The organism is Gaiella sp., from assembly GCF_035558935.1.
Classification (GTDB): Bacteria; Actinomycetota; Thermoleophilia; order Gaiellales; family Gaiellaceae; genus Gaiella.
The window spans coordinates 12,334-34,574 of record NZ_DATMBZ010000063.1 but is presented as its reverse complement, the minus strand read 5'-3'; the positions used below and the strand labels follow the sequence as shown (position 1 = coordinate 34,574).

Sequence of the window (22,241 nt, the reverse complement as noted above, 5' to 3'; positions counted from 1 at the left end):
TGCGACCGGTGACCGTCTCGACCGGGGAGGTCGCGGTGACGCGCCTGAGGCCCGACGCGGTCCTGCCCGTCCAGGCCTACCCCGGGGACGCCGGCTTCGATCTCGCTGCATGCGACCGGGCCGAGCTTCGCCCCGGAGAGCGCGCGGTCGTCGGAACCGGCATCGCCGTCGCGCTTCCGGCCGGTCATGCGGCGTTCGTCGTGCCGCGCTCGGGCCTTGCCGCGCGTCATGGGCTGGGAGCCGTCAATGCCCCCGGTCTGATCGACGCCGGCTATCGCGGGGAGGTCAAGGTGATCCTCCACAACACCGACCTCGACACCGCGTTCGTGGTCGAGCCGGGCATGCGGATCGCACAGCTCGTGATCGTCGAGCTTCCTCGGCTCGAGCTCGTCGAGGTCGAGGAGCTCCCGGACAGCGAGCGGGGCGCCGGCGGGCTCGGCTCCTCGGGAACGTAGCGTCCGTGCGCCCCGAGCCTCGCATCCGCGTCTCGGCGCTCCTGCACTGGCGCGGCTCGATCCTCCTCATCCGCCACGAAAAGCGGGGACGGGAGCACTGGCTGCTGCCGGGAGGCGGCGTTCGCAGCGGCGAGACGCTCGTCGACGCCCTCCAGCGAGAGCTCGCGGAGGAGACAGGGCTCGTCGGGGATCGGGACGAGCTTCCGGTCGAGGGCCCGATCGCGATCGTCGAGTCGATCTCGCCCGAGCGGAGTCTCTGGTCGAAGCACGTCGTCCATGTCGTCTTCGCCGGCGAGCTCGACGGGTCGCTCGAAGCCGCCGTCTCGAGCGACGAGGCGGTCCGCGGCCATGCCCTGTTCCGGCCGGACGAGCTGGACGGAATCGCGCTGCATCCCCCGATCGCCCGCTTCCTCAGCCGCTGGCAGCAGGGTGACCCGTGCGTCTATCTCGGAGCTCGCTGGGCTGAGTGACGCGTGTCAGGCCGGCCGCCCGCCGCGCACACGGGCCCGGCCCGCAGCGACCTCGTGCGCCTGCCGCTCGAGCTCGTCGTCGAGCGGAGGAAGGGCCTCGGGATCGTCTCCGGTCGCGTGCCCGATCGCCCATGAGAGAAGAAGGTCGGCGAGCCATGGGTTCCGCGGCAACAGGGGGCCGTGCAGGTACGTCCCGACCGCGCGCGCGATGCGGCACCCCTCGAAGCCGGAGCTGCCGTCGTTGCCGTAGCCCGAGACGACCCGGCCGAGCGGCTGCGAGTCGTCGTCGAGAATAGTGCGGCCAGCGTGGTTCTCGAACCCGGCGATCGTCCGTCCGGGGGCCTCCGCGAGCGTACTCTCGAGCAGGACGTCGCCGATCATGCGCGTCTCGCCTGCGACCGTCTCGAGTGGGAACAATCCCGCACCCGCGAGCCAGGACCCGTCCCGGTCGCGGTAACCGCGCCCGAGCAGCTGGTAGCCGCCGCACACGGCGAGCACCGCAGCGCCGGCGTCCACGGCTTCGCGGATGGCGTCCCCGCGCGCCTCGAGGTCGGGCGCGATCATTCCCTGCTCGCGATCCTGGCCGCCCCCGACGTACAGGAGGTCGTGCGCTCCGGCCTCGAGCGGCGTGCCGACCGTGACCGGCTCGACGCGAAGCTCGTGCCCGCGCGCCTCCGCGCGGCGGGTGAAGACCGCGATGTTCCCGCGATCGGCGTAGATGTTCAGGTACTCCGGGTAGAGATGCCCGACGCGGATGATCATGGGGCGCCGTCACCCTCCCAGAACGGCCGCGTGAGGCCGCGCTCGGTCGCGATCCGCCGGAGCTCCAGCATCGCCGTGTACGTCGGCAGCAGGACGAGCTCGGCACCGGGAGGAATCAGCGCGAGCCCCCGGTCGAGCGCCTTCCCGAGGTCGGGGACGACGTCGAGACGCTCGCGCGGAAAGCCTGCGTAGGTGAACCGCAGGGCGAGCTCTGCCGCGCGCTCGCCGCTCACGACGATGCGGCCCGCTTGCTCGAGGAGCGGCTCGAAGTCGACGTCCCAGATCCACGAGACGTCACGGCCGTCCGCGATCCGGTCGTTGAGAGCGACGACGAGGGTCTCGGGCACACCGCCCTCCTCGAGCGTCCGAAGCACCTCGTTCGCTCCCGCCGGGTTCTTGATCAGAAGCAGCAGGACACCGCGGTCGCCGGCGGTGAACCGCTCGAAGCGCCCGAACGCAGCCCGGAAGCGCTCGAGGCCGGCTACCACCGCGTCGAGCTCGACGTCGAGCGACAACGCCAGCGACGCCGCCGCGAGCGCGTTGTAGACGTTGTAGAGCCCCGGCACGGCGAGCCGTATCCGAGCCTCGCCACGCGGTGTCACGAGCCCGAAGGAGACACCCTGCAGGCCGTCGGGCACGATCTCGCGCGCTGCGACGTCGAGTGGGGGGCGAGCGTGCCCGCACGAGTCGCAGCGGTAGTCGCCGAGATGGCCGACGTAGACGGCCCCGTAGCGATACGGATGCCCGCAGCGGATGCAGTACTTCGAATCCGAGGCGTGCTGCAGGGTCGCCCGCGAGAGGCGCGGATCGTCGACGCCGAAGCGGAGTCGTCGACGGCCCTCGGCCAGCGCCGCGACGAGCGGGTCGTCGGCGTTCGCGACGATCGTCGTGTCGTCGCCGACCGCCGCGACGGCGTCCCGCCACCGCTCCGCGATGTGCTCGAGCTCGCCGTAGCGGTCGAGCTGGTCCCGGAACAGGTTCGCGAGGCAGACGACGCGGGGCCGCGTGCGCCGCATCACCTCGGGCAGCGCGAACTCGTCCACCTCCAGGAGCCCGAGCTCGGCGTCCCTGGCCGCCAGGAGTGTCGAAGCGACTCCGGAGGCGAGGTTCGCGCCGGACCGGTTCCATGCGAGGCGGTGGACAGGCGAGAGGATCGAGCTCGCCATTGCAGTCGTGGTCGTCTTGCCGTTCGTCGCCGAGACCAGCGCCACGCCGTGGGGAAGAGCGCCGGCGAGCGCGTCGAGTGCCCCGGGGTCGAGCTTCCAGACGAGCTTGCCCGGAAGCGTCGTGCCGCCTCCGCGACCTGCGGCGCGGGACAGCCGCCCGACGAGCCTGGCGGCGGAGGTCTCGAGCGCGAGCCTTGCTCCCATCCGGGCGAGCGTAGTCGAAGCCTCCCGCTCTGCTCGCCTTGCAAAATGTCCGTGATGATCTAGCATGATTGCATGACCCGTCCTCGTCGCCGCCATCCCGCACTCGAAGGGATCGATGTGGAGGCTCTCGCCGCCTTCCGCTCCGGGCTGCGACGTCGGTATACGGACGACGAGATCCTCACCGAGCTGCGCGCCTCGGCGGAGCGGCTCGGTCGCTCCCCGACGATGCGTGAGTTCGCGGCGGACCCGGATGCGACGGTGCACCCACAGACGGTGATCGAGCACTTCGGAACGTGGAACGCGGCGAAGCGGGCGGCCGGCCTCCAGCCGCGGCGCTTCATCAGCCGTGACGAGCTGCTCACGCAGCTCCGCGAGCTGGGGGACGAGCTCGGCCGCGCGCCGACGGTGCGCGATATCGAGGCGCGGCGCGGGCGTATGGCCTCGAAGTCGTTGATCTGGCACACGTTCGGCTCGCTGGCGGCGGCGCTCAAGGAGGCTGGCTTCGACGTCCCGATCGGCGAGGAGCGTCTCGAGCGCGCGATCGCCGACGGCGCCGTGCTCGCACGAGAGCTCGGGCATCTGCCGAAGATGGCGGAGTGGAAGGACGCCCGCTCCCGCGATCCGAAGCTTCTCTCCGAATGGCAGGTCTACCGCATGGTCGACGTCCAGCCGGGAGCGTGGTCGGCGTTCCAGTACCTCGTCCGCGAGCGCCTGCACGAGGAGGGAGTGAGCGTCGCGCAGGACGGGGCGCTGGCGCTCTGACCGAGCCGGCTACGCGGGCGTGGTGAGCGCAGCGAGCCGCTCGAGACAGAACCGGCCCTCGTGCGGCGCGCGTACCGCCGGGAGCTCGGACTCCTCGCGGTAGCTCCGGTCGGGCGCGAAACGGCGCTCCTCGACGAGCGTGCCGTCCTCGAGCGCGAGCAGCCGTCCCTCCTCGACCTCTGTCTTGCGGAACGTCGTGCGGAGCGCCCGTTCGGCGACCTCGAGCGCAGCTCGTGTCGAGGCGAACAGCACCTCGTGGCGGCCGCGCGCGATCCAGAGCGGGCGGCCGATGCCGCGCGCGACGTGCAGGACGTCGGGTCGCCGCTCGTCGATCCAGGCCGCGGCCATCGCTCCGACGAGCTCCTCGAGCACGTCCGGCGACGTTCCGCGTGACTCGACGAGCGCGAAGATGATCTCCGAATCCACGCTCATGTCGGGCTCGTCGCGTTCGATCCCGTGACGCGCGAAGAGCTCCTCGTCGTTGGCGATGATGCCGTTGTGCACGCCCGTCACCCGCCCGTGCCGGACGGGGTGGTTGTTCGCGGCGATCGTCGGGTGTCCCTTCGTGTAGTCGCGGACATGGACGAGGACCTGCCGGGTGGTGGAGGGGACCAGGACCGCGTCGAGGAGGGCGCTCGCCCCGGTCTGCTGCTTGTGCACCTCGAGCTGCCCGGCATCGCGGTGCGCATATCCGACGGCGTCGGCGCCACGCTCGGCGATGCCGGCGAGAAGCGCCTGCGCGGCCAGCGTTCGGTTCATCCGCGAAGCGGGCCCGAAGCTGTAGCCAGCGATGCCGCACATTTCTACCGCTCTCCTACCGTAGACGCCGGACGGCCTCGCCCACCGTAGTCGGCGAGCCGTGAGCAACGTGTTCGGATTCCGCCACTCGACTCCTGGCATCGCCGCGACACGCGATCCGAGAAATGCCTCAAGCGGGGGACGCGAGCCGCCGATACCCCTCTCGTGGAGCATGCGGCAGAACCACTGTTCGACCCTGCGCACGAGACGCACGACGAGGTCGAGACCGGGGAACCGATCCAGGATCCCTTGAAGCTCTACGTCCGCGCGATCGGCGACGGCCGGCTCCTCACGCCGGCCGAAGAGCGCGAGCTCGCGCGTCGCAAGGACGATGGCGACGAGGTCGCGCGTCGCAGGCTCGTCGAGTCGAACCTCCGGCTCGTGATGTCGATCACGCGCAACTACACCCGCGCCGACGTCCCGCTGCTCGATCTCATCCAGGAGGGGAACCTCGGGCTCATGCGAGCCGTCGACAAGTTCGACTGGACGATGGGCTTCAAGCTCTCGACGTACGCCACGTGGTGGATCCGCCAGGCCGTCCAGCGGGCCCTCGCCGAGCAGAGCCGCACGATCCGGCTGCCGGTCCACATCGCAGACCAGGTTCGCCGGGTGCAGCGGGCACGGCGGGCGCTGGGCCAGCAGCTGAGCCGCGACCCGTCATTCGACGAGATCGCGGCCGAGACGGAGCTGACGCCGCTCCGCGTCTCGGAGCTGCTCGACCTCGTCCAGGACCACGTGAGCCTCGAGACCCCTGTCGGCGACGGCGAGAGCGTGATGAGCGACCTGATCGAGGACCCGAACGCGGCCGGCCCCGAGGCCGAGACGGCGCTCCGGCTGCGCTCCACCGAGCTGGCGCGGGCCCTGTCACAGCTCAAGCCGCGCCTCCAGCGCGTGCTCGTGCTCCGCTACGGCCTGGACGGGTCGGGGGGGAGGACGCTCGAGCAGGTCGGCGTCGAGCTGGGAATCACGCGGGAACGGGTCCGTCAGCTGGAGACCCGTGCCCTCCGCGAGCTGCGCCACGCGGCGCCGGGGCTCGAGCTCTACCTGCGCGCCTGAGCCAGGACCGCCGCTCAGCCCTGGACGGCCTGCATCTCCCGTAGGAGGGACAGCCGCCGAAGCGAGTCGAGCTCGATCTGGCGCACCCGCTCGCGCGTGAGGCCGAGCCGCCGCCCAATCTCCTCCAGCGTGCGCGGCTCATCGCCGTCGATGCCGTAGCGCATGGTCACGACCTCGCGCTCGCGGTCGGGGAGCGAGAGGAGCGCGTTTCGGAGCACCTGCCGCCGCAGCTCGACGTCGACAGCATCCTCCGGCAGCGGCTCGTCGCCGGCGACGAAGTCACCGAGCACCGCATCCTCCTCGTCGCCGATCGGCGCATCCAGGCTCGTCGACGCCCGGGCGGCCGCCCGCACCTCGAGCACCTGCTGCGGCGTGAGCGACGCCTCGTCCGCCACCTCGTCGAGGGTCGGCTCTCGGCCCAGCTGCGTCCACAGCGACCTTTCGGCGCGGTTGATCTTCTGCAGCCGCTCGACGATGTGCACGGGCATCCGGATCGTCCGGGCCTTGTCTGCGAGCGCCCGCGCCACTGCCTGCCTGATCCACCACGTTGCGTAGGTCGAGAACTTGAAGCCGCGGCGCCAGTCGAACTTCTCGACCGCGCGGATCAGGCCGAGCGTCCCTTCCTGGATCAGGTCGAGGAACGGAAGGCCCTGGTTGCGGTAGTTCTTCGCGATCGAGACGACCAGCCGGAGGTTCGACTGGATCATCTCCGCCTTCGCTCCCTCGTCGCCGCGCTCGATCCGCTTCGCGAGGGCAACCTCCTGCGCCGCCGTCAGCAGACGGTGGCGTCCAGCCTCCCGGAGGAAGAGCTGAAGCGCGTCGGTGGTCGACTCCACGGGTGCCGGCGCGACGGGCGCGCGCTCGACGGGCGGCGCCTCGACGATCTCGATCCCGCGCTTGTCGAGCTCGCGGACGAGCGCCTCCTGTTCGAGCCCGGTGAGCTCGTGCGTCTCGACGATCTCGTTCACGTCCGGCGCACGGATCGAGCCGGTCTGCTCGCAATTCTCGAGCAGGGCCCGCAGGTCGTCCTGCGACAGCAGGGTCTCGATGTCGACGGTGGACACGGGAGGCGGGGAACGACGACCGTGCGCGATGGGGGGCGCTGCTCCACGAGGTTCCCACAGTTCGCCGATGCTCGCAACCCCTCTCACACGGGAATCGAGCGCTGGCGTCCGGGCCGAACGTCCGTAGGGTGGGTCTCAGGGGAGGATGGAAGGCCAGGGTCAGGTGGAACGCCGGGGCGCGCCTGCGCGCTGTGACGGATGCGGGCGGAGCGCCCGCGAGGCCGGCATGCTCGAGCACGGCTGGACAATCAGCCCGCCGGCCGCTCCCGTCCCGGGGACGTACTGCCTGAGCTGCGCGTCGGCGCTGCGCATGCTCGACTGGTTCGTACGCTGCGTCGACTGCGGCGCGACCGTCGAGAGCGAAGTCGACGCCGAGAGCCATGGCTGGCGCTTCTTTCCGGACGAGCTCGGTCAACTCCAGCCGCACTGCGGGATCTGCAGCGCGGAGCGGCGTTGAGCCGTCAGCGCAGGTTCAACTCTGTTCACGCAGCCGACCAGTCGTCCGACTACGCCCGTATCGTCGGCGAGATGGGAGCGCCCCTCGCTGTAACGGTGTGGAGTTTCGTCATCTTGGCAATCGTCATCGCCGTGCCGATCTGGCTCGTCCTCAAGGTCACGAACAGGAATGGGCGCAACAGTTCGGACATCGACGAGCACGACGACACGCCGCACTGACAGGCCCGAAGGCAGTCCACACTCGCCTGAGCGGCGCCGTGATTGCCAGTCGTGCGTTAACGCACGGTAATCGACGTTATGTCAAGTAGCAGGAAGACTGCGGAGCTTTGGTGTCCTGCGAGGACGTCTTCCCCGCCCACCCGCCTCAGATGCGGGCGAGAAACGACCGCAGTGCGGTCAGGAACGCCTCTGGCTGCTCGTAGGGGATCATGTGAGCGGCACCCTCGATGACTAGGTGCTCGGCGGTCGGGAGCGCGTCCACGAGCTCCTGCGCGCTCTCGGGCGGGGTCGTGCGGTCGTGGGCACCGCTCAGGACGAGCACCGGGCGCGAGAACGACCGGAGAGCCTCGCGGTGGTCGACGAGCCCGTACTCCCCGCCCGTCGCGAAATGCCGGAGCACGTCGGGCCGGTAGACGACGCGGTCGTTCTCGACGAGCCACCGAACGAGCGGGCCTTCCGGGTCGGCAACGTGGAACGGCATCTGGTCGGCCAGCAGCTGCTTGCTCTCCTCCGGCGTCTGGACGCTCGATTCGCGCTCCCACGACTCGGTCACCTGCGCACGCAGATGCTCGGGCTGGAAGGCGGCAAGCCGGTCGTAGACGCCGTGCAGCGCGGCGGGCTCGGCGACCGTGCCCATCAGCACGTACGCCGCGGAAGTCCCATGCCGCGCCATGTGGCTCTGCGCGACGAAGCTGCCGAAGCTCCAGCCGATCAGGACGGGGTCTTCCAACCCCAGGCCCTGGATGAGGGCCTCGACGTCGTCGGCCATCCTGGCGACGGTCCAGAGCGCGGGATCGCCGGCGTCGGAACGGCCGTTGCCGCGGTGGTCGACCGCGAGGATCCGGAACCCGTCTTCGGCGAGCGCATCGAGCGCGGGAAACCACACGGAGCCGTCGAGCCCGGGGCCGCCGTGGAGCGCGACGATCGGGCTCCCATCCCCTCTCTCGTGCACGTAGAGCTCGATATCGCCTACGTCGACGCGCATCTCAGAAGCTTGCCTCACGCGCGCCCACGACGATGAGGAGCACGATGAGGGCGGCGACGACGAGGCGGTAGACGACGAACAGCCCGTACGTGTGGCGGCGCACATAGCCGAGGAGCCATTCGATCGCGAGCAGGCCCGTCCCCCACGCCGCGAGCACTCCGACCACGAACGGCCCTTTCCAGCCCGGGGGCAGGTCTCCGAGCAGGACATCCTTCACGCCCTTGAGCACGACAGCCCCGAGCACCGTGGGAACGAGCAGGAGGAAGGAGAGGCGCGCCGCTGCGTCGCGGTCGAGGCGGAAGAGGCGTCCCGCGGTGATGGTGATTCCCGAGCGCGAGACGCCCGGCATGAGCGCCAGTGCCTGTGCAATGCCCACCGCGAGGCCCTCCTTGAGCGACAGCTCGTGCGCGTCCCTCGTCGCCGGGCGGCGGTCGACCAGCCAGAGCAGGAGCGCGAACACGGAGAGGAGGATCGCGATCTGCCAGGGCTCGCCCAGGTGCGCCGTGATCGTGTCCTCGAGAGCGAGCCCGACGATGCCGGCAGGGATCGTCGCGACGAGGACGATCCAGGCCAGGCGCTCGTCGGCCGTCTCGAGTCGCCGGGTCCGGAGCGTGCGGAAGAAGGCGAGCACCATCGCCCATAGGTCGCGTGCGAAGTACCCCACGACGGCGAGCATCGTGCCGAGGTGGAGCGCGACGTCGAAGGTCTGGTTGAAGTCGTCGTGCGTCTCGAGGAACGTCCAGTCGCCGACCCATGGGACGAGGATCAGATGGCCAGATGACGAGACCGGCAAGAGCTCGGTCGCGCCCTGGACGACCCCGAGCACGAAAGCCTGCCAGTCCGGGAATCCCGGTGCGTCCCCCACTCCGAGGGCCGCGAGCAGAGCCGCGACGCCGAGCAGCGCGGCCGCGAGCACGTACGTCCGTCGGCCGCGCACGGCCGGATCGTAGTCGTGTGGCGGCCGGTGGGACGTGGTTCACCGGTCGGAGACGAGGCCGAAACGGAAACGACGCAAATTGCGCGTTTCGCGTTCCGCGCGCGCTTGACCGGCCGCGCGTCAGACCGTAGGTTGGCCGTGCACCGAGCACGGAGCGCGACTAGGTCGAAGCCCGTCACGCAGGCACTACGCGCAAGCGGAAGGTCGACGTGGCAGGTGGACGAAAGCGCCACCGGCTCGGTGAATCTCTTTGGTCCGCATTGGGGGAATCCGACGGGTGGATTCCTCCCGTGGCATCCCGCTTCCGGCGACCCGGCGAAGCGCTTGCGGCAGCCCTGCGACCTGCCGGCCCCGGCGAACGTGCCGGCCCTTGCGAGCCCCGCGAAACGCGGCGGCCCGTGCGACTGCCGGCCCTACGAGACGTATCGCGCTCGCCGCCTTGGGCACGCTGCGTGGATCTCTCCTTGTCCGCGACGGACATGTCCCGGCTGGCCGTCTCCCGGGCCACCGACCTCCTCCCCACGCCTCGAGCGTAACGCGAAAACCGTGACGTGTGGTTCACGCCTTCGTGTCGTCCCGGCACCAATCGATCCACAGCCGAGCCCATGCGCGCAGGTCACGCGGTCGCTCAACGGTGTCACTAGGATGCGGGCGATGCACCTGCGCTCGCCCAGCGTCGACCGGGGCGTCCAGAGCTTCATCTGGGCGGTCGTGTTCTTCCTCGTCCTCTACCTGGGCATGGTCGCCATCGAAGTCTCGAAGGCAACCGCGCTCGTGCTCTCACTCGTCGTCGCATTCCTCGTGTTCCTGCTCGTACGCACGCGCGGCGAGCCCGACCCACGCGACCAGCGCTAGGTCGGGCAGCCTCCCGGCGACGGCGGTGCCGGGTTATCCGCGGTCCGGGCTCAGGCTCCTGACGAGCTTCCGGGCCAGCTCCGGGCCGAGAGCCTCCTCGAGCCGGACCTTGGCCGGCGGTCGGCGGCGTCCCGGACGCCCCAGAGCGAGGCAGTCGCGGAGAAGTTGCAGGTTGCGCGCAGCGGTATCCGCTGGGGTTGAATCGACGGCTGATCCCATGCCTTTCCGAATCGGCCGGCGCCCGAGGTCGGGGTGATCCCTCCCGGGAGTGAACGAGCCCTCACCCATCAGCGCGCCAGCGCCCGTTCGTCGAAGGTCGCGGAGTCGAGCTCCGCGCGAAACGCCTCCGTGGTCGTCAACGCATCGTCCCCGAACGCGCGCAATGCGACGCCGATCCGCGGGTCGGAGTGAAAGGGGACGTCGACATGCGGGCGGCTCACGAGATTGATCGACGTCGATCCGCACGCAGGGCAGCGAATCGCGACCGCCATCGTGCCGACGTACGGCTCGAGATGTCGGAACGCCGATGGCGTCACCGGACGCGGCATGTCCTCGCGGCAGCAGAAGAAGCACCACGGCCACTGGCCGCGACCGATTCGCGCCGACGCGAGCCCCGTCAGCTCGGTCGCGAGGTCGTCCGTGCGCGACGTCATCAGGTTGACGTACGTCCCGTCGTCTCCCAGGCCGAGCGGCGACCAGTCGAGATCGTCGTGACCCACGAGCGCAACATGGTCGGCACCGCATGTGCACGCGAAGACGACGCGATAGACGGCCGGATGCGCGGAGCCGTCGAGTCTCTCGATCGCTCTGAAGGCCGAGAGCTGGACCCGGCACCAGCCGGCCGTCGGGCACGGAAGCCGAAACCGCCCGGTGAGCGCGTCGACACCGCCCATGAACTAGGTGTAGCCGCCCGGTCGGACGGTGTCGACCGAGCTCTAGTACGCGATCAAGGCGTGGACGTCGGTCCCGTCGAGCTTCGCGCGTCCGTCGAGGAACGTGAGCTCGATCACGAACAGGGCGCCCACGACCTCGCCGCCGAGCCGCTCGACGAGCTCGACCTTCGCGTGCGCTGTCCCTCCGGTCGCGAGCACGTCGTCGAGCACGATCACCCGGGAGCCGGCGGCCAGCGCATCGGCGTGAATCTCGAGCGAGTCGCTTCCGTACTCCAGGTCGTACGTCGCGCGAACCTTCTCCCACGGCAGCTTTCCCGGCTTGCGCGCCGGAACGAAGCCGCAACCGAGCTCGTATGCGAGCGCCCCGCCGAAGATGAACCCCCGGGCCTCCGCACCGAGGATGATGTCCGGCGAACGGGGCCCCGCCCACTCGGCGAGCTGCTCGATCGTCGCATGAAACGCCTCGCCGTTCCCGATCAGAGGCATCAGGTCCTTGAAGACGATGCCCTCGGTCGGGAAGTCGGGCACGTCACGCACGAGTGCCTTCAGCTCCTCGATCGTCATCGTTCGGATGCCTCCCTCAGGTCGCGGACGAGCAGGTGCTGCGCGAGCTCGGTCGCAACGCCGGCGAGCGCCTCCAGGTCGTCGAGCGCCGCGCGTCGTCGCTCGAGGTCGCGCGACCGCAGCCCCGGCGCGACGAGCTGTTCGAGCAGCGCCGACTGCCTCCCCGCCGCGGTCCGAAAGGCGCGCAGGTGGCGGGCATCGAGGCCGTGGCGCGCAAGCCGGCCGCACGCGGCGGCGATCTCGACGTCGCTCTCTCGGTAGATCCGCTCCCCGGCCTCGATCCGCGGCGTCACGAGGTCGTACTCCTCGAGTCGGCGCGCGAAGTCGGGCGTGATCCCGGCCCTCTGGCACAGCGCGGGAAGGTCGATCTCGCCGCCCGAATCGCGCAGCGCCGGTGCACGGCGCTTGGCTGGGGTCGTCCCGCGGAGGTCGAGGGAGTCACGGATCACGCGGAGCGGGAGAAACTCGTCCCGCTGCAGGCGCAGGATCGTCTCCAGGCGCTCGACGTCACCCTCGGAGAAGAGCCGGTAGCCGCCGCGGGTCCGCCGCGGGCTGAGTAGGCCCTGGTCCTCGAGGTAGCGGATCTTCGAGATCGAGATGTCGGGGAACTCGGCGCGGAGTCGCTCACAGACGGCCCCGATCGTGTGCAGGCGCGGCTGTGTCGCGGTCGGCTCGGTGGTGGTGCTCATGGGCCGACCTCGGTTTCCCCCACGAACGCGAGTTGCAGGCAAGCGTTGCTCATGGGAGAAGGAACGTCATCCGGTACTTGCCGATCTGCACCTCGTCGTCCGTGGCCAGCACAGAGCTCTCGATCCGGTGCCGGTTGACGAACGTCCCGTTGAGGCTGCCCAGGTCACGGATCACGTAGTCCTCGTTCTCGTGGACGACCTCCGCGTGCCGGCGCGACACGGTGACGTCGTCGAGAAACACGTGGCAGTCGGGCGAGCGGCCGATCAGCGTCCGCAGGCCGGCCATCTCGAACGTCTCCCCCGCGCGGCCTCCGCCGGCTCGGACGACGAGCGCCGGCCCACGTGGCTCGCCGGAGGGCAGTCCCTCGTGCCCCAGGTCGTCGAGATCGAGGCTCAACGTCGTCTCCCCCTGCTCGTCACGGCGGAGGTAAGCGCCGCAGCGTGCGCAGTAGTTCGCCGCCTCGGGGTTCTGGAAACCGCACTCCGGGCAGTAGACATGGCTCATCGCGGCCCGCCGAGGATCGGCCCGAGCTCCCCGGGGTCGACGTGCCGCCCCCTGCGGCGGCGCTCGCGCTCGGCGCGGAGGATGTCGATGCGGCCATGCAGCACGCGGCGGTGGAGCGAGATGTCGTCCTCCTCCTGCTCGAACGAGATGATGGTCGCGCGCAGCTCGTCGTCCGACAGCCCGGCGGGATCGGGCAGCGCCTCGTCCTCGGCGCGCTCGGCGGGAGGCTCGCCCGTCCCCTCGAAGATCGGGCGCTCGAGCGTCTCGGGAGACGGCACCGCGAGCGTTCCGGCTGCAACCTGACCGCGTAGCCGCGTCACGCGCTCGGCGCGGAGCGCGTCGATGCGCTCGTGCAGCCGCCTCCGACGCTTCGAGATCGCCTCCTCCTCGTCTTCGGTGGCCCGGACCAGGCGTTCGAGGTCGTCGTCGCTCAGGCTGGCGAGGTCGGGAAGCGCGTTCACGGGGCTCACTGACACCTTTCGTCGGAGAACGACGGATTGAAGCAGGAGAGCAGCCGAGGGGTCAACCTCAGCTTGAGGCTTGCTCCAACGTTCGCTGTTCGACCCCTTCTCCCTGCACGATCACCTCGACGAACCCCGCGACCTCACCTGCGAGCTCGCCGGTGAGCTCCTCGGTCTCGCCCTCGGCGTAGACGTGCACGAGCGGCTCGTCGGGGTCGGGGAGCACCTGGACCCAACCACGGTCGTCATAGGCCTTGACACCGTCCATCAGGTCGAGCCGCCGGTCGGCCAGCTGCTCGTTGACGAGCCGCATGACGAGGCCCTTGCGGCTCCACGGGCAAGGAAGCTCGCGATGCACCAGCGTCGGCCGCGGCAGCTGCGCGACGAGCTCGGAGATCGGGGGTTCCTGGCCCGCGAGCAGCTCGAGCAGTCTGCACACCGTCGTCACCGCGTCGTAGCCGGGGACGACGTCCGGGAACACGAAGCCGCCGGTGGGCGCGACCGCGAGCACGACGCCGTCCTCCGTGGCCGCGCGCGTCAGGTCGCCGAGCGAATGCTGCGTCCGGACGATCTCGAGGGCTGAGCCCGCCACGAGCTCGTCGACCCGGTCCGTCGCCGTGATGGGCACGGCGATCCGCCCCTCCCGTCCCGCGAGCACGAGCAGCTTGACGACGAGCAGCATGCCGAGGTCCGCCGGAACGGCCTCCCCGCGCTCGTCGACGAGCAGCAGCCGTTCGGCCGCCCGGTCGAGCACCACACCGAGATCGGCACGAACGCCCGTCACGATCCTGCGGGCATCGACGGTGCCGAGCTCGTCGGCGACGTCCTCGACGAAGAAGCCGTGGGCCGCGATCGCCTCGACGCCGAGGGGGCCGAGGACGAGCGGAAGCGTGAACGCCGCCGGCGAGTAGCCGTAGTCGAGTGCGACGCGGAACCGCCGCCTGCGCACCGCCTCGGCGTCGAGCGAGTCGAGGATGTCCTGCGCGTAGCTCTCCCGAACGCGCGCGGGGTACGTGGTCTCCCCCACCTCGGCGAACGTCGCGCGCCGAAGCTCGTGGCGGCTGAAGTGCTTCTCGACCTCCTTCTGGAGGGTCGCCGTCATCTGGTTCCCGGGCCACTCGAAGAACCGCACGTCGATCATTTCCGGGTCGACGCTCGAGCGACCGACGTGGATCCCCGCCTGGAGCGCCTGCGTCTTCAGGACATGGCGGGTCACGGCGGCCGGCGAGATCCGCAGGTCGGCGACGTGCACGCCGGTCGAGGTGAGCCCGGAGATGATCGCGCGCTGGATCATGCGGCAGGCGTCGGCGGAGGCGCGGCTCGCGACGACGCGATCACCGCGGCGGAGCGCTGTGCCGAGGGCGGCCGCGAGCCGGACGGCCGTCTCGGGCGTGAGATCGACGTTGACGAGGCCCGTCGCTCCTTCCCGGCCGAACGGCGTGCTCGCCGCGCGGGTCTCCCAGACGACGCTCTCGTGGATCTGCGCCCCGGTCTCGATCTCCTTGAACGGGTAGACGCGGACACCCGGGAAGAGCGTCGCCTCCGGACCGATCGTCACCTGGTCGCCGATCGCGACGCCCTCGTGCACGCGGACGTGGTCGCGCAGGTCGCAGCCGCGGCCGATGATCGCCCCCTCGACCACGGAGCTCCGGCCGAGGTAGGAACCCGCGTCGACGACGCTGCGCGTGACACGCGCGCCCTCGCGGACGATCACACCCTGTGAGAGCACCGCGTGGGCACCGATCGACGCGCCGTCCGCGATCCGGCAGTTGGCGCCGATGAAGGCCGGGCCGGCGACGCCGGCGACCTCGTTGATGTCGACCTCCTCGCTGACCCACACGTTGCCGCGCAGGCGCAGGCCGGGGATGTCGAGTTGCACTCGGCCGTCGAGCGCGTCGAAGTTCGCCTGCCGGAACTGCTCGAGGTTGCCGATGTCCTGCCAATAGCCGTCGAGCACATGACCGTAGATCGGCCGGCCCATCTCGAGCAGCAGCGGGAAGAGCTCCTTCGAGAAGTCGTACGGCCGGTCGGTGGGGATGTGCCGCAGCACCTCGGGCTCGAGCACGTAAATCCCTGTGTTGATCGTGTCCGAGAAGACCTGGCCCCATGACGGCTTCTCGAGGAACCGCTCGACCCGCCCGTCCTCGTCGGTCACGACGATGCCGAACTCGAGTGGGTTGTCGACCGACTTGAGGGCGATGGTGACCGCGGCGCCCTTCTCGCGATGCGCGGCGACGAGCCCCGTCAGGTCGACGTCGCAGAGCGCGTCACCCGAGATGACGAGGAACGTGTCGTCGAGACGCTCGCGCGCGAGCCGGACAGACCCCGCGGTGCCGAGCGGCTGCTCCTCCACGGAGTAGTCGACGTCCATCTCGAGGGTCGTGCCGTCCCCGAAGTACGTCCTGATCGCCTGGGGCATGAAGGCGAGCGTGACGACGACCTCGTGCATGTCGTGCCGCCGGAGCAGGTCGAGGATGTGCTCCATGCACGGCTTTCCGACGATCGGGACCATCGGCTTCGGCTGGTTGGACGTGAGCGGGCGGAGTCGGGTGCCCTCTCCCCCCGCCATGACGACAGCCTTCACGAGCGGACCTCGCGCAGCGCCTTGGCCACGTACTGCCCGGCGGCGGCGACCGCTAGGCCGAGGCTCACCCAGAAGAGCGCGAGTGGCCACCACGTGTCGCGCTCCGTCACCAGCACCAGCACGAGCGATGCGTAGAGACCCCAGGTGGCGATCTTCCCCAGTCGTGAGACCTCGAACTCGTAGCCCCGTGGCACGACGAGCTTGTACCCGCCCACGAGCAGCAGATCACGCAGCAGGATCACGAGCGCGATCCACGGCAGGCGGTCGTACACCACGAGCAGGACCACGCACACGTCGATCATCAGGCGGTCGGCGAGCGGGTCGGCGACCTTCCCGAACCCAGACTCCACGCTCCAGCGGCGGGCCAGCCAGCCGTCGAGCTGGTCGGTGATCGCCGCGAGCGCGAACACGATGCCCGCCGGCCAGCTCGGGCCGTCCTGCTCTTGGGCGAGGAGGACCACGAAGAGTGGGATCGCCGCGAAGCGGAGGAGCGTCAGGATGTTCGGCAGCTGCCGGAGCGGCGCGGAGACCGAGCTCTGGGTGTGCATCCCCTCGTAGGTTAGTGTCGTCGCCCGTGACGCGAGCCGTGACGTTGCCGGGGCTCGTCAACGCCCACAGCCACGCGTTCCAGCGCGCCCTTCGAGGCCGGGCTGCGGGCGACGACTTCTGGTCGTGGCGGGAGGGCATGCTCGCGGAAGCCGCCGCCCAGACGCCGCAGACCGTGCGCGACCTCTACGCCGAGACGTACCGCGAGATGCGCGCCGCGGGGTTCACGGCCGTGGGCGAGTTCCACTACCTCGGCCCCGACTCGGCGCTGGCTGCTGCCGAGGCGGCCGCCGAGGCGGGCATCGGCTTCGTTTGCCTCTACGTCGCCTACGCGCGCGGTGGGCTCGAACGGATGCGCCAGCCGACCGTCACGGCGTACCTCGAACAGGTCGAGACGCTCCGCGCCCGCGGGATCGGGGTCGGGGTGGCGCCCCACTCGGTGCGCGCGTGCCCCAGGGACTGGCTCGTCGAGCTGGGCCGCTACGCGGCGGCCGAGGGTCTCCCCCTCCACGTCCACGCCGACGAGCAGCCCCGCGAGATCGAGGAATGCCTCGCGGAGCACCGCCTCCGTCCGATCGAGCTGCTCGCCGACTCCGGCTGCCTCGGAGCGCACACGACGGTCGTCCACGCGACCCACGCGAACGGCGCAGAGCTCGATCTCCTGCGCGACAGCGGGTCGACGATCTGCGCGTGCCCGACGACCGAGGCGGATCTGGGCGACGGCTTCCTTCCCGCAGTCCGGGTGCGGCACCGTGGCATCCCGCTGTGCATCGGCTCGGACTCCAACGTCCGGATCGACCCGTTCGAGGAGCTCCGCGAGCTCGAGGGAATCGCGCGGCGTCAGGAGGGCCGACGCGGCATCTTCGCGACGGACGAGCTGTGGGCGATCGGCGGCGCAAACGGCGCCCGAGCGCTCGGGCTCGAGGCATGGGACGAGATCGAGGTCGACCCCCGTCACCGGTCGCTCCGCGGCGTGGCACCCGAGCACGTGCGGGCGGCGCTCGTCGCCGGCTGCGGCGCCGACGTGGTTCTGCCCCCGGGTCGGGGCGTGCCCGGCGCGTAGATACGCGCGCCGGACACGGCCGCGGGAGCCGTGTCTTCGTGCCAGGCAGGAAGACATGTCCGGCGCGGACAAGGTATTCCCCACAGCTACGCTGGCTCGAGCGATGGACGCCACCGAGCAGACCTTCGACACCGTCGTCCTCGAACGCTCCCACGAGGTGCCGGTGGTGGTCGACTTCTGGGCCGAGTGGTGCGGCCCGTGTCATGCCCTCGCTCCCGTCCTCGAGGGGGAGATCGAAGCGCGGGAGGGCGCGGTCGAGCTGGTCAAGCTCGACGTCGACGCGAACCAGGCGCTCGCCGCACAGTTCTCCGTGAGCGGGATCCCCGCGGTCAAAGCGTTCCGGGACGGCAAGGTCGTGAGCCAGTTCGTCGGAGCGCAGTCGCGCGCCGCGGTCGCGACCTTTCTCGACGAGCTGCTGGCGCCTCCGCGCGCCGGGGCGCTCGTCGAGGAGCTCCGCGCCGCCGGCGAGCTGCCCGACGTCGTCGCCGCGGTCGACGCAGGCGATCTGGACCGCGCGCTCGACCTGATCGTCGACGCCGTTCCGGGTGCCGCGGCCGAAGAGCGCGACCGGCTGCGGGAGGTGGCCGTAGCGCTCTTCGAGCAGCTCGGCCAGGACGACCCGGTCGTGTCGGACTACCGGCGCCGCCTCGCGACTGCGCTCTACTGAGCGCGCGACACGCGCGCGGTCGTCGCCCTCACGCCGCGCAGGCGCTCGACCCAGTAGGCGGTGCGGTCGAGATAGGCCCGCTGCGCGTCCGTGCCCTTCCGCCCCCACGCCCCGTCGTAGGTCAGGTACCCACCGGTTGCGCGCGCGGGCTCGATCTGCGTGCCCTCGTGCCACTCGTTGTAGCTCGTGATCGTCACGACGTCGGGTGACGCCCGGACGGCGGCTTGCCACATGTGGTCGTAGACGCCGCCGTCGTTCCGCTGGCGGACACGCGCGTCGCCCGTGGCGCGGAAGGCGTCGAAACCCGGGCCGACGGACGGCGCGCAGACGAGCCCGAGCCGGCGCGCTCCTGCGCACATTCGACCGAACGAGCTGCCGTCGTAGACGAGGACGTCGTAGGTGTAGAGGCCCTGGAAGCCTCCCTTGAGCGCCCTTCCGGGCAGCGAGGTGTGCGCGAAGACGCGGAATCCGTCGAGCCCTGCGAGCGCCGCCCGCCACTCGTCGTCCGGGGAGCTCGTCGAGTCGTACACGTAGACGTCGCGGATGCCGAGACCCGTCAGCGGTCGCAGCGCAGCGACGACGGCGCCCGGCGTCCGTCCCGGCCAGGGCTCGACGTGGAGCGCCACGCTCAGCCCCGCGGCCTTCGCTGCTGTGACGACTGGCCGGAGCCGCGCATCCTCGACGGAGCCTGGTCCCCACCACGACACGATCACGGTGTCGATCCCGGTCGCGGCGATCTCGCGCATCTGCGCGCGCAGCACCGAGCCGACACCCGAGGAGTACGGCCCGCGCGCCGGGTAGTAGTTCGACCCGATCCGACGGGGTGGCGCGTTGTCGCCCTGACCCCAGTGCAGCCAGGCGCCGTCGACGGCCGGTGTGCCGTACCAGGCGTAGTAGAAGATCGCCACCTGCGGGACGGGCGGGTCGAGCGGCGTCGGTGCGCCGCTGCCGACGCCCGCCGCGACGAGGGCGCTTGCCGCCGCTGTGATGAACGCCGCCCGCCGCATGGAGCCGCGCGGATCCTAATCGGCCCGGCGGTCGCGTGAAAGGCCAGATCCTGCTAGCGGTTCGGCGCGGTCGCAGCGCTTCACATTCGGATGCTCCGTGCCTCTCGCCGGGCTTCAGCTACTGGAGCCCGAGCTGCGCATGGCCCTCGCGGCCCTTTCCCGCCGAAGGCGATGACGTCTCTTCCGCTCCCGCTCGACCTGGTAGGCCTCTTCCCTGGTCGGCGCGTCCTCGCCTTCGCGACGGTACAGGTGCGGCCCATCGTGGCCTTTCGGCAGCAAGCAGCGGCCGTCACGCTCGCGCCAGGTCCCGGGATACATGAAGTCACACGTCCCGTCGTGGTGCTCCACGCGGTCTCGGTGGGCCCGATAGCGCTGGGCGCCTTCCAGCCAGGTCGGAGCGGTGCTGGTCATGCCCGTGATTCCTCCCCGAACGCGGTCACGATCCGGCGGATCGACGTCGTCCTCGTTGCCCCGCACGCTATCGCCCCCGGCCCCTGGCGCATCCGCGACACCACTGAAGCCGTTGCCGGGATCTACCGAGCCTTCGGCCCGGGCCGGTCGAGAATCGCTGCGAGCCGAGATTCTCGACTTCGTGGCGCTCGAGGCGTCTCGAGAGCGGCCCGCGGTCGCAGGGTGCATGGCGACGAGCGCCGCTGGTGTGCGAGCTACGACCCCTCGGGCGGTCCCGGTGGGTCGCTGTCGCCTGCGCTCGTGCTGTCGAGGCGGGTTGCGACCTCGCGTCCGACGCCGACCTTCCGGACGAGCTCGAACCGCTCGGTACGTGAGATGACTTCCTCGATCTCGGGTTCAACGTGTCCTGGGGCCACGACGAACCGGGTCGGCTCCGAGCGGGCTGTCTCGTATTCGCCATGGTCGAGCTCGATCCGCTGCGCGCAGTCCGGGTCGGCGCATTCGCAAACAATGGTCAACACGTCCGTGTCAGCGGACCCGCGGTCGAGCTTCTCGAGCTTCTCGTTCAGCTCTCGGAAGAAGACTTCGTTCGCGGCAAGTCGCTTTTGGCGGAGCTCCTCGAGCTCGCGGCCGGTCGGTCGTGGCCGCCCCGATCGTTCTTCGACGAGGCGCGTGAAGTCTTCCAGGGCCGGAATGGGATTTCTGGAGGTGACGCGGAGGATCGGCGCGTAATCCTGGTGTGCGAGGACGAGTCGGTCGGCGTTCCCGTCGATCGCGCGGCCAAGCTTGTCCGCCAGACGGCTTTCGCCCGCGTCCCTCAGGGCGACCACAAGCTGTGCGATCGCGCCGCGTGGCACTTCCAGGTCGCCGAAGCGGATCACGGCGACGATTCTCTCAGATCGCTCGTGCCGCGCCTTCCCCAGCAGACGTTGTCGCAGGCCAAGGCAGTCGTCGATGAGTCGATGCCGGCGAGGCTGGTATCGAGGGGGGACAGACAGAAGCGATGACGGCTCCGGGTTCCTGGCGCCTCGCTCCCCCATGGGGTGTGGAGATCCGGCTCCCCACAAACCAGTCCCCCTCGATGCAAGTCACGTCGAAATCCAGAGCCGTCGAGCGGCAATGTTCCCTCACGGCTGTCTCACCAAACACGAAAGGACGTGACCCGCTGAGAGCCCGTTCTTGCTCCGAGGAAGACGAAAAGCCCCGCACTAGCAGGGCTTTCCTCATCGGGGCGCCGAGATTCGAACTCGGGACCTCTAGTCCCCCAGACTAGCGCGCTAACCAGGCTGCGCCACGCCCCGCGACCCGGGCATCGTAGCGGCAGTCGGAAACGCCGCCTGGCGTGAGGACTGCACCCGACGCGGATTCGAGCCCGGGGCGGGCGATCGTTCCGCCCCGGGCTCGATCGTCGGAGGACGTGCTTCAGGCGGTGGCGGACGCCGGCCGGGTGCCGAGAGTAACGGTGAGCGTGACGGTAGAGCCGCTGCGCTGCACCTTCAGCGTCGCCTTGTCTCCGGGCCGCAGCGCCGCGATCGCCGCCGTCAGCTCGTTGGCGGCCGTGACCTGCTTGCCGTTGACTGCGACGACGATGTCGCCGGACTTGACGCCCGCGTCGGCGGCGGGGCTGCCGGCCCGGACGGTGCCGATTACCGCACCGGTGCCGTTCATGTTCGTGCCGATGGAGACACCGAGATACGCGTGCTGCACCGACCGGCCGGCGATCAGGCTGTCGGCGACGCTCTTGACGGTGTTCGAGGGAACGGCGAAGCCGACGCCGGCGTTCTGGCTGGCGCCGCCGGTGTCGTCCGCTGCGATCTGCACGTTGACGCCGATCACCTTGCCGCCGGCGTCGATGAGCGGGCCACCGGAATTGCCGTGGTTGATCGGCGCGTCCGTCTGGATCGTGTTCGGGATCGAGTACCCGTTCGGCGCCTGGATCGTGCGGTCGACCGCGCTCACGATGCCCGCGGTGATGCTGTCCTCGTAGCCGAAGGGGCTTCCGATCGCGACCGCGCCCTGGCCCGGGTTCACGTCGCCGCTGTCGGCGAGCGCGAGAGGCTTGAGCTTCGAGGACGCCACGTTCACCTTGATCACCGCGATGTCGCTCGAAGGGTCGGTCCCCACGAGGGTGGCCTTTGCGACAGAGCCGTCCTTGAACCGCACCTGGATGGCGCTCGCGCCGTCCACGACGTGGCTCGCCGTGACGATGTTGCCGGAGCTGTCGTAGACGAACCCGGTGCCCTCGGCGCGCGCGCTGCCGCCTCCCGGCCCGAACGGCGAGACGTCGCCCTGCCCACCTCCCTGGGTCGTGACGCTGATGTCGACGACGCCGGGGCTGTCGAGCCGGTAGATCTGCTCGGCGGAGAGGGTCGTGTTCAGCGCGACGCCGGTTCCCGGCAGGACAGCGGCCGCGACGGTGTCTCCCCCGCTCGAGCCGTCGTCGTGGGCCAACAGCGCGACGCCGCCGATCACCGTTGCGCCGGCCATCGCGCCGGCGACGAACGGGACAGCGATCTTCGAGCGCAGCGTCCGTGATTTCGGTGTGGTCTGGGGCGTCTCGTTCATCCGTGCTCCTTTGCGAGAAGGCGTTCCTCTCAGAGAAGCAGGCGAATCGCGAAGAGACGTAAACGACCGCGAACAAGCGATGAAGTGGGCATTGTCG

Annotated in this window: 24 protein-coding genes and 1 tRNA gene; 8 read left to right on the top strand and 17 right to left on the bottom strand. The window is 70.3% G+C overall.

The window, feature by feature from the left end; all coding sequences use genetic code 11:
- The first annotated feature begins 8 nt into the window (after window positions 1–8).
- Together dut and VNM44_RS06390 are read left to right on the top strand one after the other, a co-directional pair.
- Window positions 9–455: a dUTP diphosphatase gene (gene dut / locus VNM44_RS06395; RefSeq protein WP_349258022.1), complete on the top strand. Its 447-nt coding sequence runs from the start codon at window positions 9–11 to the stop codon at window positions 453–455.
- A 5-nt stretch (window positions 456–460) separates the two neighbouring features.
- Window positions 461–925, top strand: a complete 465-nt coding sequence (locus VNM44_RS06390; RefSeq protein WP_325623859.1) for an NUDIX hydrolase — start codon at window positions 461–463, stop codon at window positions 923–925.
- 6 nt (window positions 926–931) lie between these two features.
- Here the strand turns inward: VNM44_RS06390 and VNM44_RS06385 are convergent, their stop codons facing one another.
- Both VNM44_RS06385 and VNM44_RS06380 read right to left on the bottom strand, forming a co-directional pair.
- Window positions 932–1,687 carry a hypothetical protein gene (locus tag VNM44_RS06385; protein WP_325623857.1) on the bottom strand — a complete coding sequence of 252 codons (756 nt, stop codon included), beginning with the start codon at window positions 1,685–1,687 and terminating at the stop codon, window positions 932–934.
- On the bottom strand, window positions 1,684–3,057 hold the full coding sequence (locus VNM44_RS06380; RefSeq protein WP_325623855.1) for a Mur ligase family protein: 1,374 nt from the start codon (window positions 3,055–3,057) through the stop codon (window positions 1,684–1,686). Before VNM44_RS06380 ends, VNM44_RS06385 begins: the two co-directional genes overlap by 4 nt.
- Window positions 3,058–3,129: 72 nt before the next feature.
- Between VNM44_RS06380 and VNM44_RS06375 the strand changes: the two genes are divergently transcribed.
- The gene (locus VNM44_RS06375) at window positions 3,130–3,819 is read left to right on the top strand and encodes a homing endonuclease associated repeat-containing protein (protein WP_325623853.1); all 690 of its coding nucleotides are present in this window, start codon (window positions 3,130–3,132) and stop codon (window positions 3,817–3,819) included.
- Between the two features lie 9 nt (window positions 3,820–3,828).
- Here VNM44_RS06375 and VNM44_RS06370 read toward each other — a convergent pair whose 3' ends face one another.
- Window positions 3,829–4,578: a hypothetical protein gene (locus tag VNM44_RS06370; RefSeq protein WP_325623851.1), complete on the bottom strand. Its 750-nt coding sequence runs from the start codon at window positions 4,576–4,578 to the stop codon at window positions 3,829–3,831.
- Window positions 4,579–4,782: 204 nt separating this feature from the next.
- On the opposite strand from VNM44_RS06370, the gene VNM44_RS06365 reads away from it, so the two are divergent.
- Window positions 4,783–5,673, top strand: a complete 891-nt coding sequence (locus tag VNM44_RS06365) for a sigma-70 family RNA polymerase sigma factor (protein WP_325623849.1) — start codon at window positions 4,783–4,785, stop codon at window positions 5,671–5,673.
- A 14-nt stretch (window positions 5,674–5,687) separates the two neighbouring features.
- On the opposite strand, the gene VNM44_RS06360 is transcribed toward VNM44_RS06365, so the two are convergent.
- A complete protein-coding gene (locus VNM44_RS06360; protein ID WP_325623847.1) occupies window positions 5,688–6,737 on the bottom strand; it encodes a sigma-70 family RNA polymerase sigma factor in 1,050 nt (349 codons plus the stop codon).
- 226 nt (window positions 6,738–6,963) lie between these two features.
- Here VNM44_RS06360 and VNM44_RS06355 point away from each other — a divergent pair, with 226 nt between their 5' ends.
- Window positions 6,964–7,194 carry a hypothetical protein gene (locus tag VNM44_RS06355; RefSeq protein WP_325623845.1) on the top strand — a complete coding sequence of 77 codons (231 nt, stop codon included), beginning with the start codon at window positions 6,964–6,966 and terminating at the stop codon, window positions 7,192–7,194.
- Between the two features lie 363 nt (window positions 7,195–7,557).
- On the opposite strand, the gene VNM44_RS06350 is transcribed toward VNM44_RS06355, so the two are convergent.
- Window positions 7,558–8,397: an alpha/beta fold hydrolase gene (locus VNM44_RS06350; RefSeq protein WP_325623843.1), complete on the bottom strand. Its 840-nt coding sequence runs from the start codon at window positions 8,395–8,397 to the stop codon at window positions 7,558–7,560.
- 1 nt (window position 8,398) lies between these two features.
- Window positions 8,399–9,334 (bottom strand): undecaprenyl-diphosphatase UppP, encoded by a 936-nt coding sequence (gene uppP / locus VNM44_RS06345; RefSeq protein ID WP_325623841.1) that lies wholly within the window; start codon window positions 9,332–9,334, stop codon window positions 8,399–8,401.
- 654 nt (window positions 9,335–9,988) lie between these two features.
- Between uppP and VNM44_RS06340 the strand changes: the two genes are divergently transcribed.
- Window positions 9,989–10,189 (top strand): hypothetical protein, encoded by a 201-nt coding sequence (locus VNM44_RS06340; protein ID WP_325623839.1) that lies wholly within the window; start codon window positions 9,989–9,991, stop codon window positions 10,187–10,189.
- Window positions 10,190–10,476: 287 nt separating this feature from the next.
- Here VNM44_RS06340 and VNM44_RS06335 read toward each other — a convergent pair whose 3' ends face one another.
- The 7 genes from VNM44_RS06335 to VNM44_RS06305 are packed head-to-tail and all read right to left on the bottom strand — an operon-like array spanning window position 10,477 to window position 16,433.
- Window positions 10,477–11,082, bottom strand: coding sequence for a hypothetical protein (locus tag VNM44_RS06335; protein ID WP_325623838.1), 606 nt, complete (start codon window positions 11,080–11,082; stop codon window positions 10,477–10,479).
- A gap of 42 nt (window positions 11,083–11,124) precedes the next feature.
- The gene (locus VNM44_RS06330) at window positions 11,125–11,646 is read right to left on the bottom strand and encodes an adenine phosphoribosyltransferase (protein WP_325623836.1); all 522 of its coding nucleotides are present in this window, start codon (window positions 11,644–11,646) and stop codon (window positions 11,125–11,127) included.
- The gene (locus tag VNM44_RS06325; protein ID WP_325623834.1) at window positions 11,643–12,335 is read right to left on the bottom strand and encodes a MerR family transcriptional regulator; all 693 of its coding nucleotides are present in this window, start codon (window positions 12,333–12,335) and stop codon (window positions 11,643–11,645) included. Before VNM44_RS06325 ends, VNM44_RS06330 begins: the two co-directional genes overlap by 4 nt.
- 49 nt (window positions 12,336–12,384) lie before the next feature.
- Window positions 12,385–12,840: an FHA domain-containing protein gene (locus VNM44_RS06320; RefSeq protein ID WP_325623833.1), complete on the bottom strand. Its 456-nt coding sequence runs from the start codon at window positions 12,838–12,840 to the stop codon at window positions 12,385–12,387.
- A complete protein-coding gene (locus VNM44_RS06315; RefSeq protein ID WP_325623831.1) occupies window positions 12,837–13,310 on the bottom strand; it encodes a hypothetical protein in 474 nt (157 codons plus the stop codon). Before VNM44_RS06315 ends, VNM44_RS06320 begins: the two co-directional genes overlap by 4 nt.
- Window positions 13,311–13,368: 58 nt before the next feature.
- Window positions 13,369–15,870 (bottom strand): sugar phosphate nucleotidyltransferase, encoded by a 2,502-nt coding sequence (locus tag VNM44_RS06310; protein ID WP_325623829.1) that lies wholly within the window; start codon window positions 15,868–15,870, stop codon window positions 13,369–13,371.
- An 11-nt stretch (window positions 15,871–15,881) separates the two neighbouring features.
- Window positions 15,882–16,433 (bottom strand): CDP-alcohol phosphatidyltransferase family protein, encoded by a 552-nt coding sequence (locus VNM44_RS06305; protein WP_325623827.1) that lies wholly within the window; start codon window positions 16,431–16,433, stop codon window positions 15,882–15,884.
- Window positions 16,434–16,459: 26 nt separating this feature from the next.
- On the opposite strand from VNM44_RS06305, the gene VNM44_RS06300 reads away from it, so the two are divergent.
- Entirely contained in the window at window positions 16,460–17,494 is a 1,035-nt protein-coding gene (locus tag VNM44_RS06300; protein ID WP_325623825.1) for an amidohydrolase family protein, read from the top strand.
- 103 nt (window positions 17,495–17,597) lie between these two features.
- A complete protein-coding gene (gene trxA / locus VNM44_RS06295) occupies window positions 17,598–18,161 on the top strand; it encodes a thioredoxin (RefSeq protein WP_325623823.1) in 564 nt (187 codons plus the stop codon).
- On the opposite strand, the gene VNM44_RS06290 is transcribed toward trxA, so the two are convergent.
- The 4 genes from VNM44_RS06290 to VNM44_RS06275 all read right to left on the bottom strand — a co-directional run bounded on the left by VNM44_RS06290 (window position 18,155) and on the right by VNM44_RS06275 (window position 22,144).
- Window positions 18,155–19,168, bottom strand: coding sequence for a hypothetical protein (locus tag VNM44_RS06290; protein WP_325623821.1), 1,014 nt, complete (start codon window positions 19,166–19,168; stop codon window positions 18,155–18,157). The two genes, trxA and VNM44_RS06290, sit on opposite strands and share 7 nt — an antisense overlap.
- Before the next feature lie 665 nt (window positions 19,169–19,833).
- A complete protein-coding gene (locus VNM44_RS06285; protein WP_325623819.1) occupies window positions 19,834–20,460 on the bottom strand; it encodes a hypothetical protein in 627 nt (208 codons plus the stop codon).
- Window positions 20,461–20,805: 345 nt separating this feature from the next.
- Window positions 20,806–20,880 (bottom strand) — tRNA-Pro (locus VNM44_RS06280).
- A gap of 121 nt (window positions 20,881–21,001) precedes the next feature.
- On the bottom strand, window positions 21,002–22,144 hold the full coding sequence (locus VNM44_RS06275) for a S1C family serine protease (protein ID WP_325623817.1): 1,143 nt from the start codon (window positions 22,142–22,144) through the stop codon (window positions 21,002–21,004).
- Window positions 22,145–22,241 lie beyond the last annotated feature (97 nt).

What these genes read in the sequence shown, in the direction of transcription:
- VNM44_RS06385 (WP_325623857.1), bottom strand. Translation starts at nt 1,687, where the DNA reads ATGATCATCCGCGTCGGGCATCTCTACCCGGAGTACCTGAACATCTAC.
- VNM44_RS06310 (WP_325623829.1), bottom strand. Translation starts at nt 15,870, where the DNA reads ATGGCGGGGGGAGAGGGCACCCGACTCCGCCCGCTCACGTCCAACCAG.
- VNM44_RS06290 (WP_325623821.1), bottom strand. Translation starts at nt 19,168, where the DNA reads ATGCGGCGGGCGGCGTTCATCACAGCGGCGGCAAGCGCCCTCGTCGCG.
- VNM44_RS06370 (WP_325623851.1), bottom strand. Translation starts at nt 4,578, where the DNA reads ATGAACCGAACGCTGGCCGCGCAGGCGCTTCTCGCCGGCATCGCCGAG.
- VNM44_RS06375 (WP_325623853.1), top strand. Translation starts at nt 3,130, where the DNA reads ATGACCCGTCCTCGTCGCCGCCATCCCGCACTCGAAGGGATCGATGTG.
- VNM44_RS06330 (WP_325623836.1), bottom strand. Translation starts at nt 11,646, where the DNA reads ATGACGATCGAGGAGCTGAAGGCACTCGTGCGTGACGTGCCCGACTTC.
- VNM44_RS06350 (WP_325623843.1), bottom strand. Translation starts at nt 8,397, where the DNA reads ATGCGCGTCGACGTAGGCGATATCGAGCTCTACGTGCACGAGAGAGGG.
- VNM44_RS06320 (WP_325623833.1), bottom strand. Translation starts at nt 12,840, where the DNA reads ATGAGCCATGTCTACTGCCCGGAGTGCGGTTTCCAGAACCCCGAGGCG.
- VNM44_RS06380 (WP_325623855.1), bottom strand. Translation starts at nt 3,057, where the DNA reads ATGGGAGCAAGGCTCGCGCTCGAGACCTCCGCCGCCAGGCTCGTCGGG.
- VNM44_RS06325 (WP_325623834.1), bottom strand. Translation starts at nt 12,335, where the DNA reads ATGAGCACCACCACCGAGCCGACCGCGACACAGCCGCGCCTGCACACG.
- VNM44_RS06340 (WP_325623839.1), top strand. Translation starts at nt 9,989, where the DNA reads ATGCACCTGCGCTCGCCCAGCGTCGACCGGGGCGTCCAGAGCTTCATC.
- trxA (WP_325623823.1), top strand. Translation starts at nt 17,598, where the DNA reads ATGGACGCCACCGAGCAGACCTTCGACACCGTCGTCCTCGAACGCTCC.
- VNM44_RS06355 (WP_325623845.1), top strand. Translation starts at nt 6,964, where the DNA reads ATGCTCGAGCACGGCTGGACAATCAGCCCGCCGGCCGCTCCCGTCCCG.
- VNM44_RS06335 (WP_325623838.1), bottom strand. Translation starts at nt 11,082, where the DNA reads ATGGGCGGTGTCGACGCGCTCACCGGGCGGTTTCGGCTTCCGTGCCCG.
- VNM44_RS06305 (WP_325623827.1), bottom strand. Translation starts at nt 16,433, where the DNA reads ATGCACACCCAGAGCTCGGTCTCCGCGCCGCTCCGGCAGCTGCCGAAC.
- VNM44_RS06275 (WP_325623817.1), bottom strand. Translation starts at nt 22,144, where the DNA reads ATGAACGAGACGCCCCAGACCACACCGAAATCACGGACGCTGCGCTCG.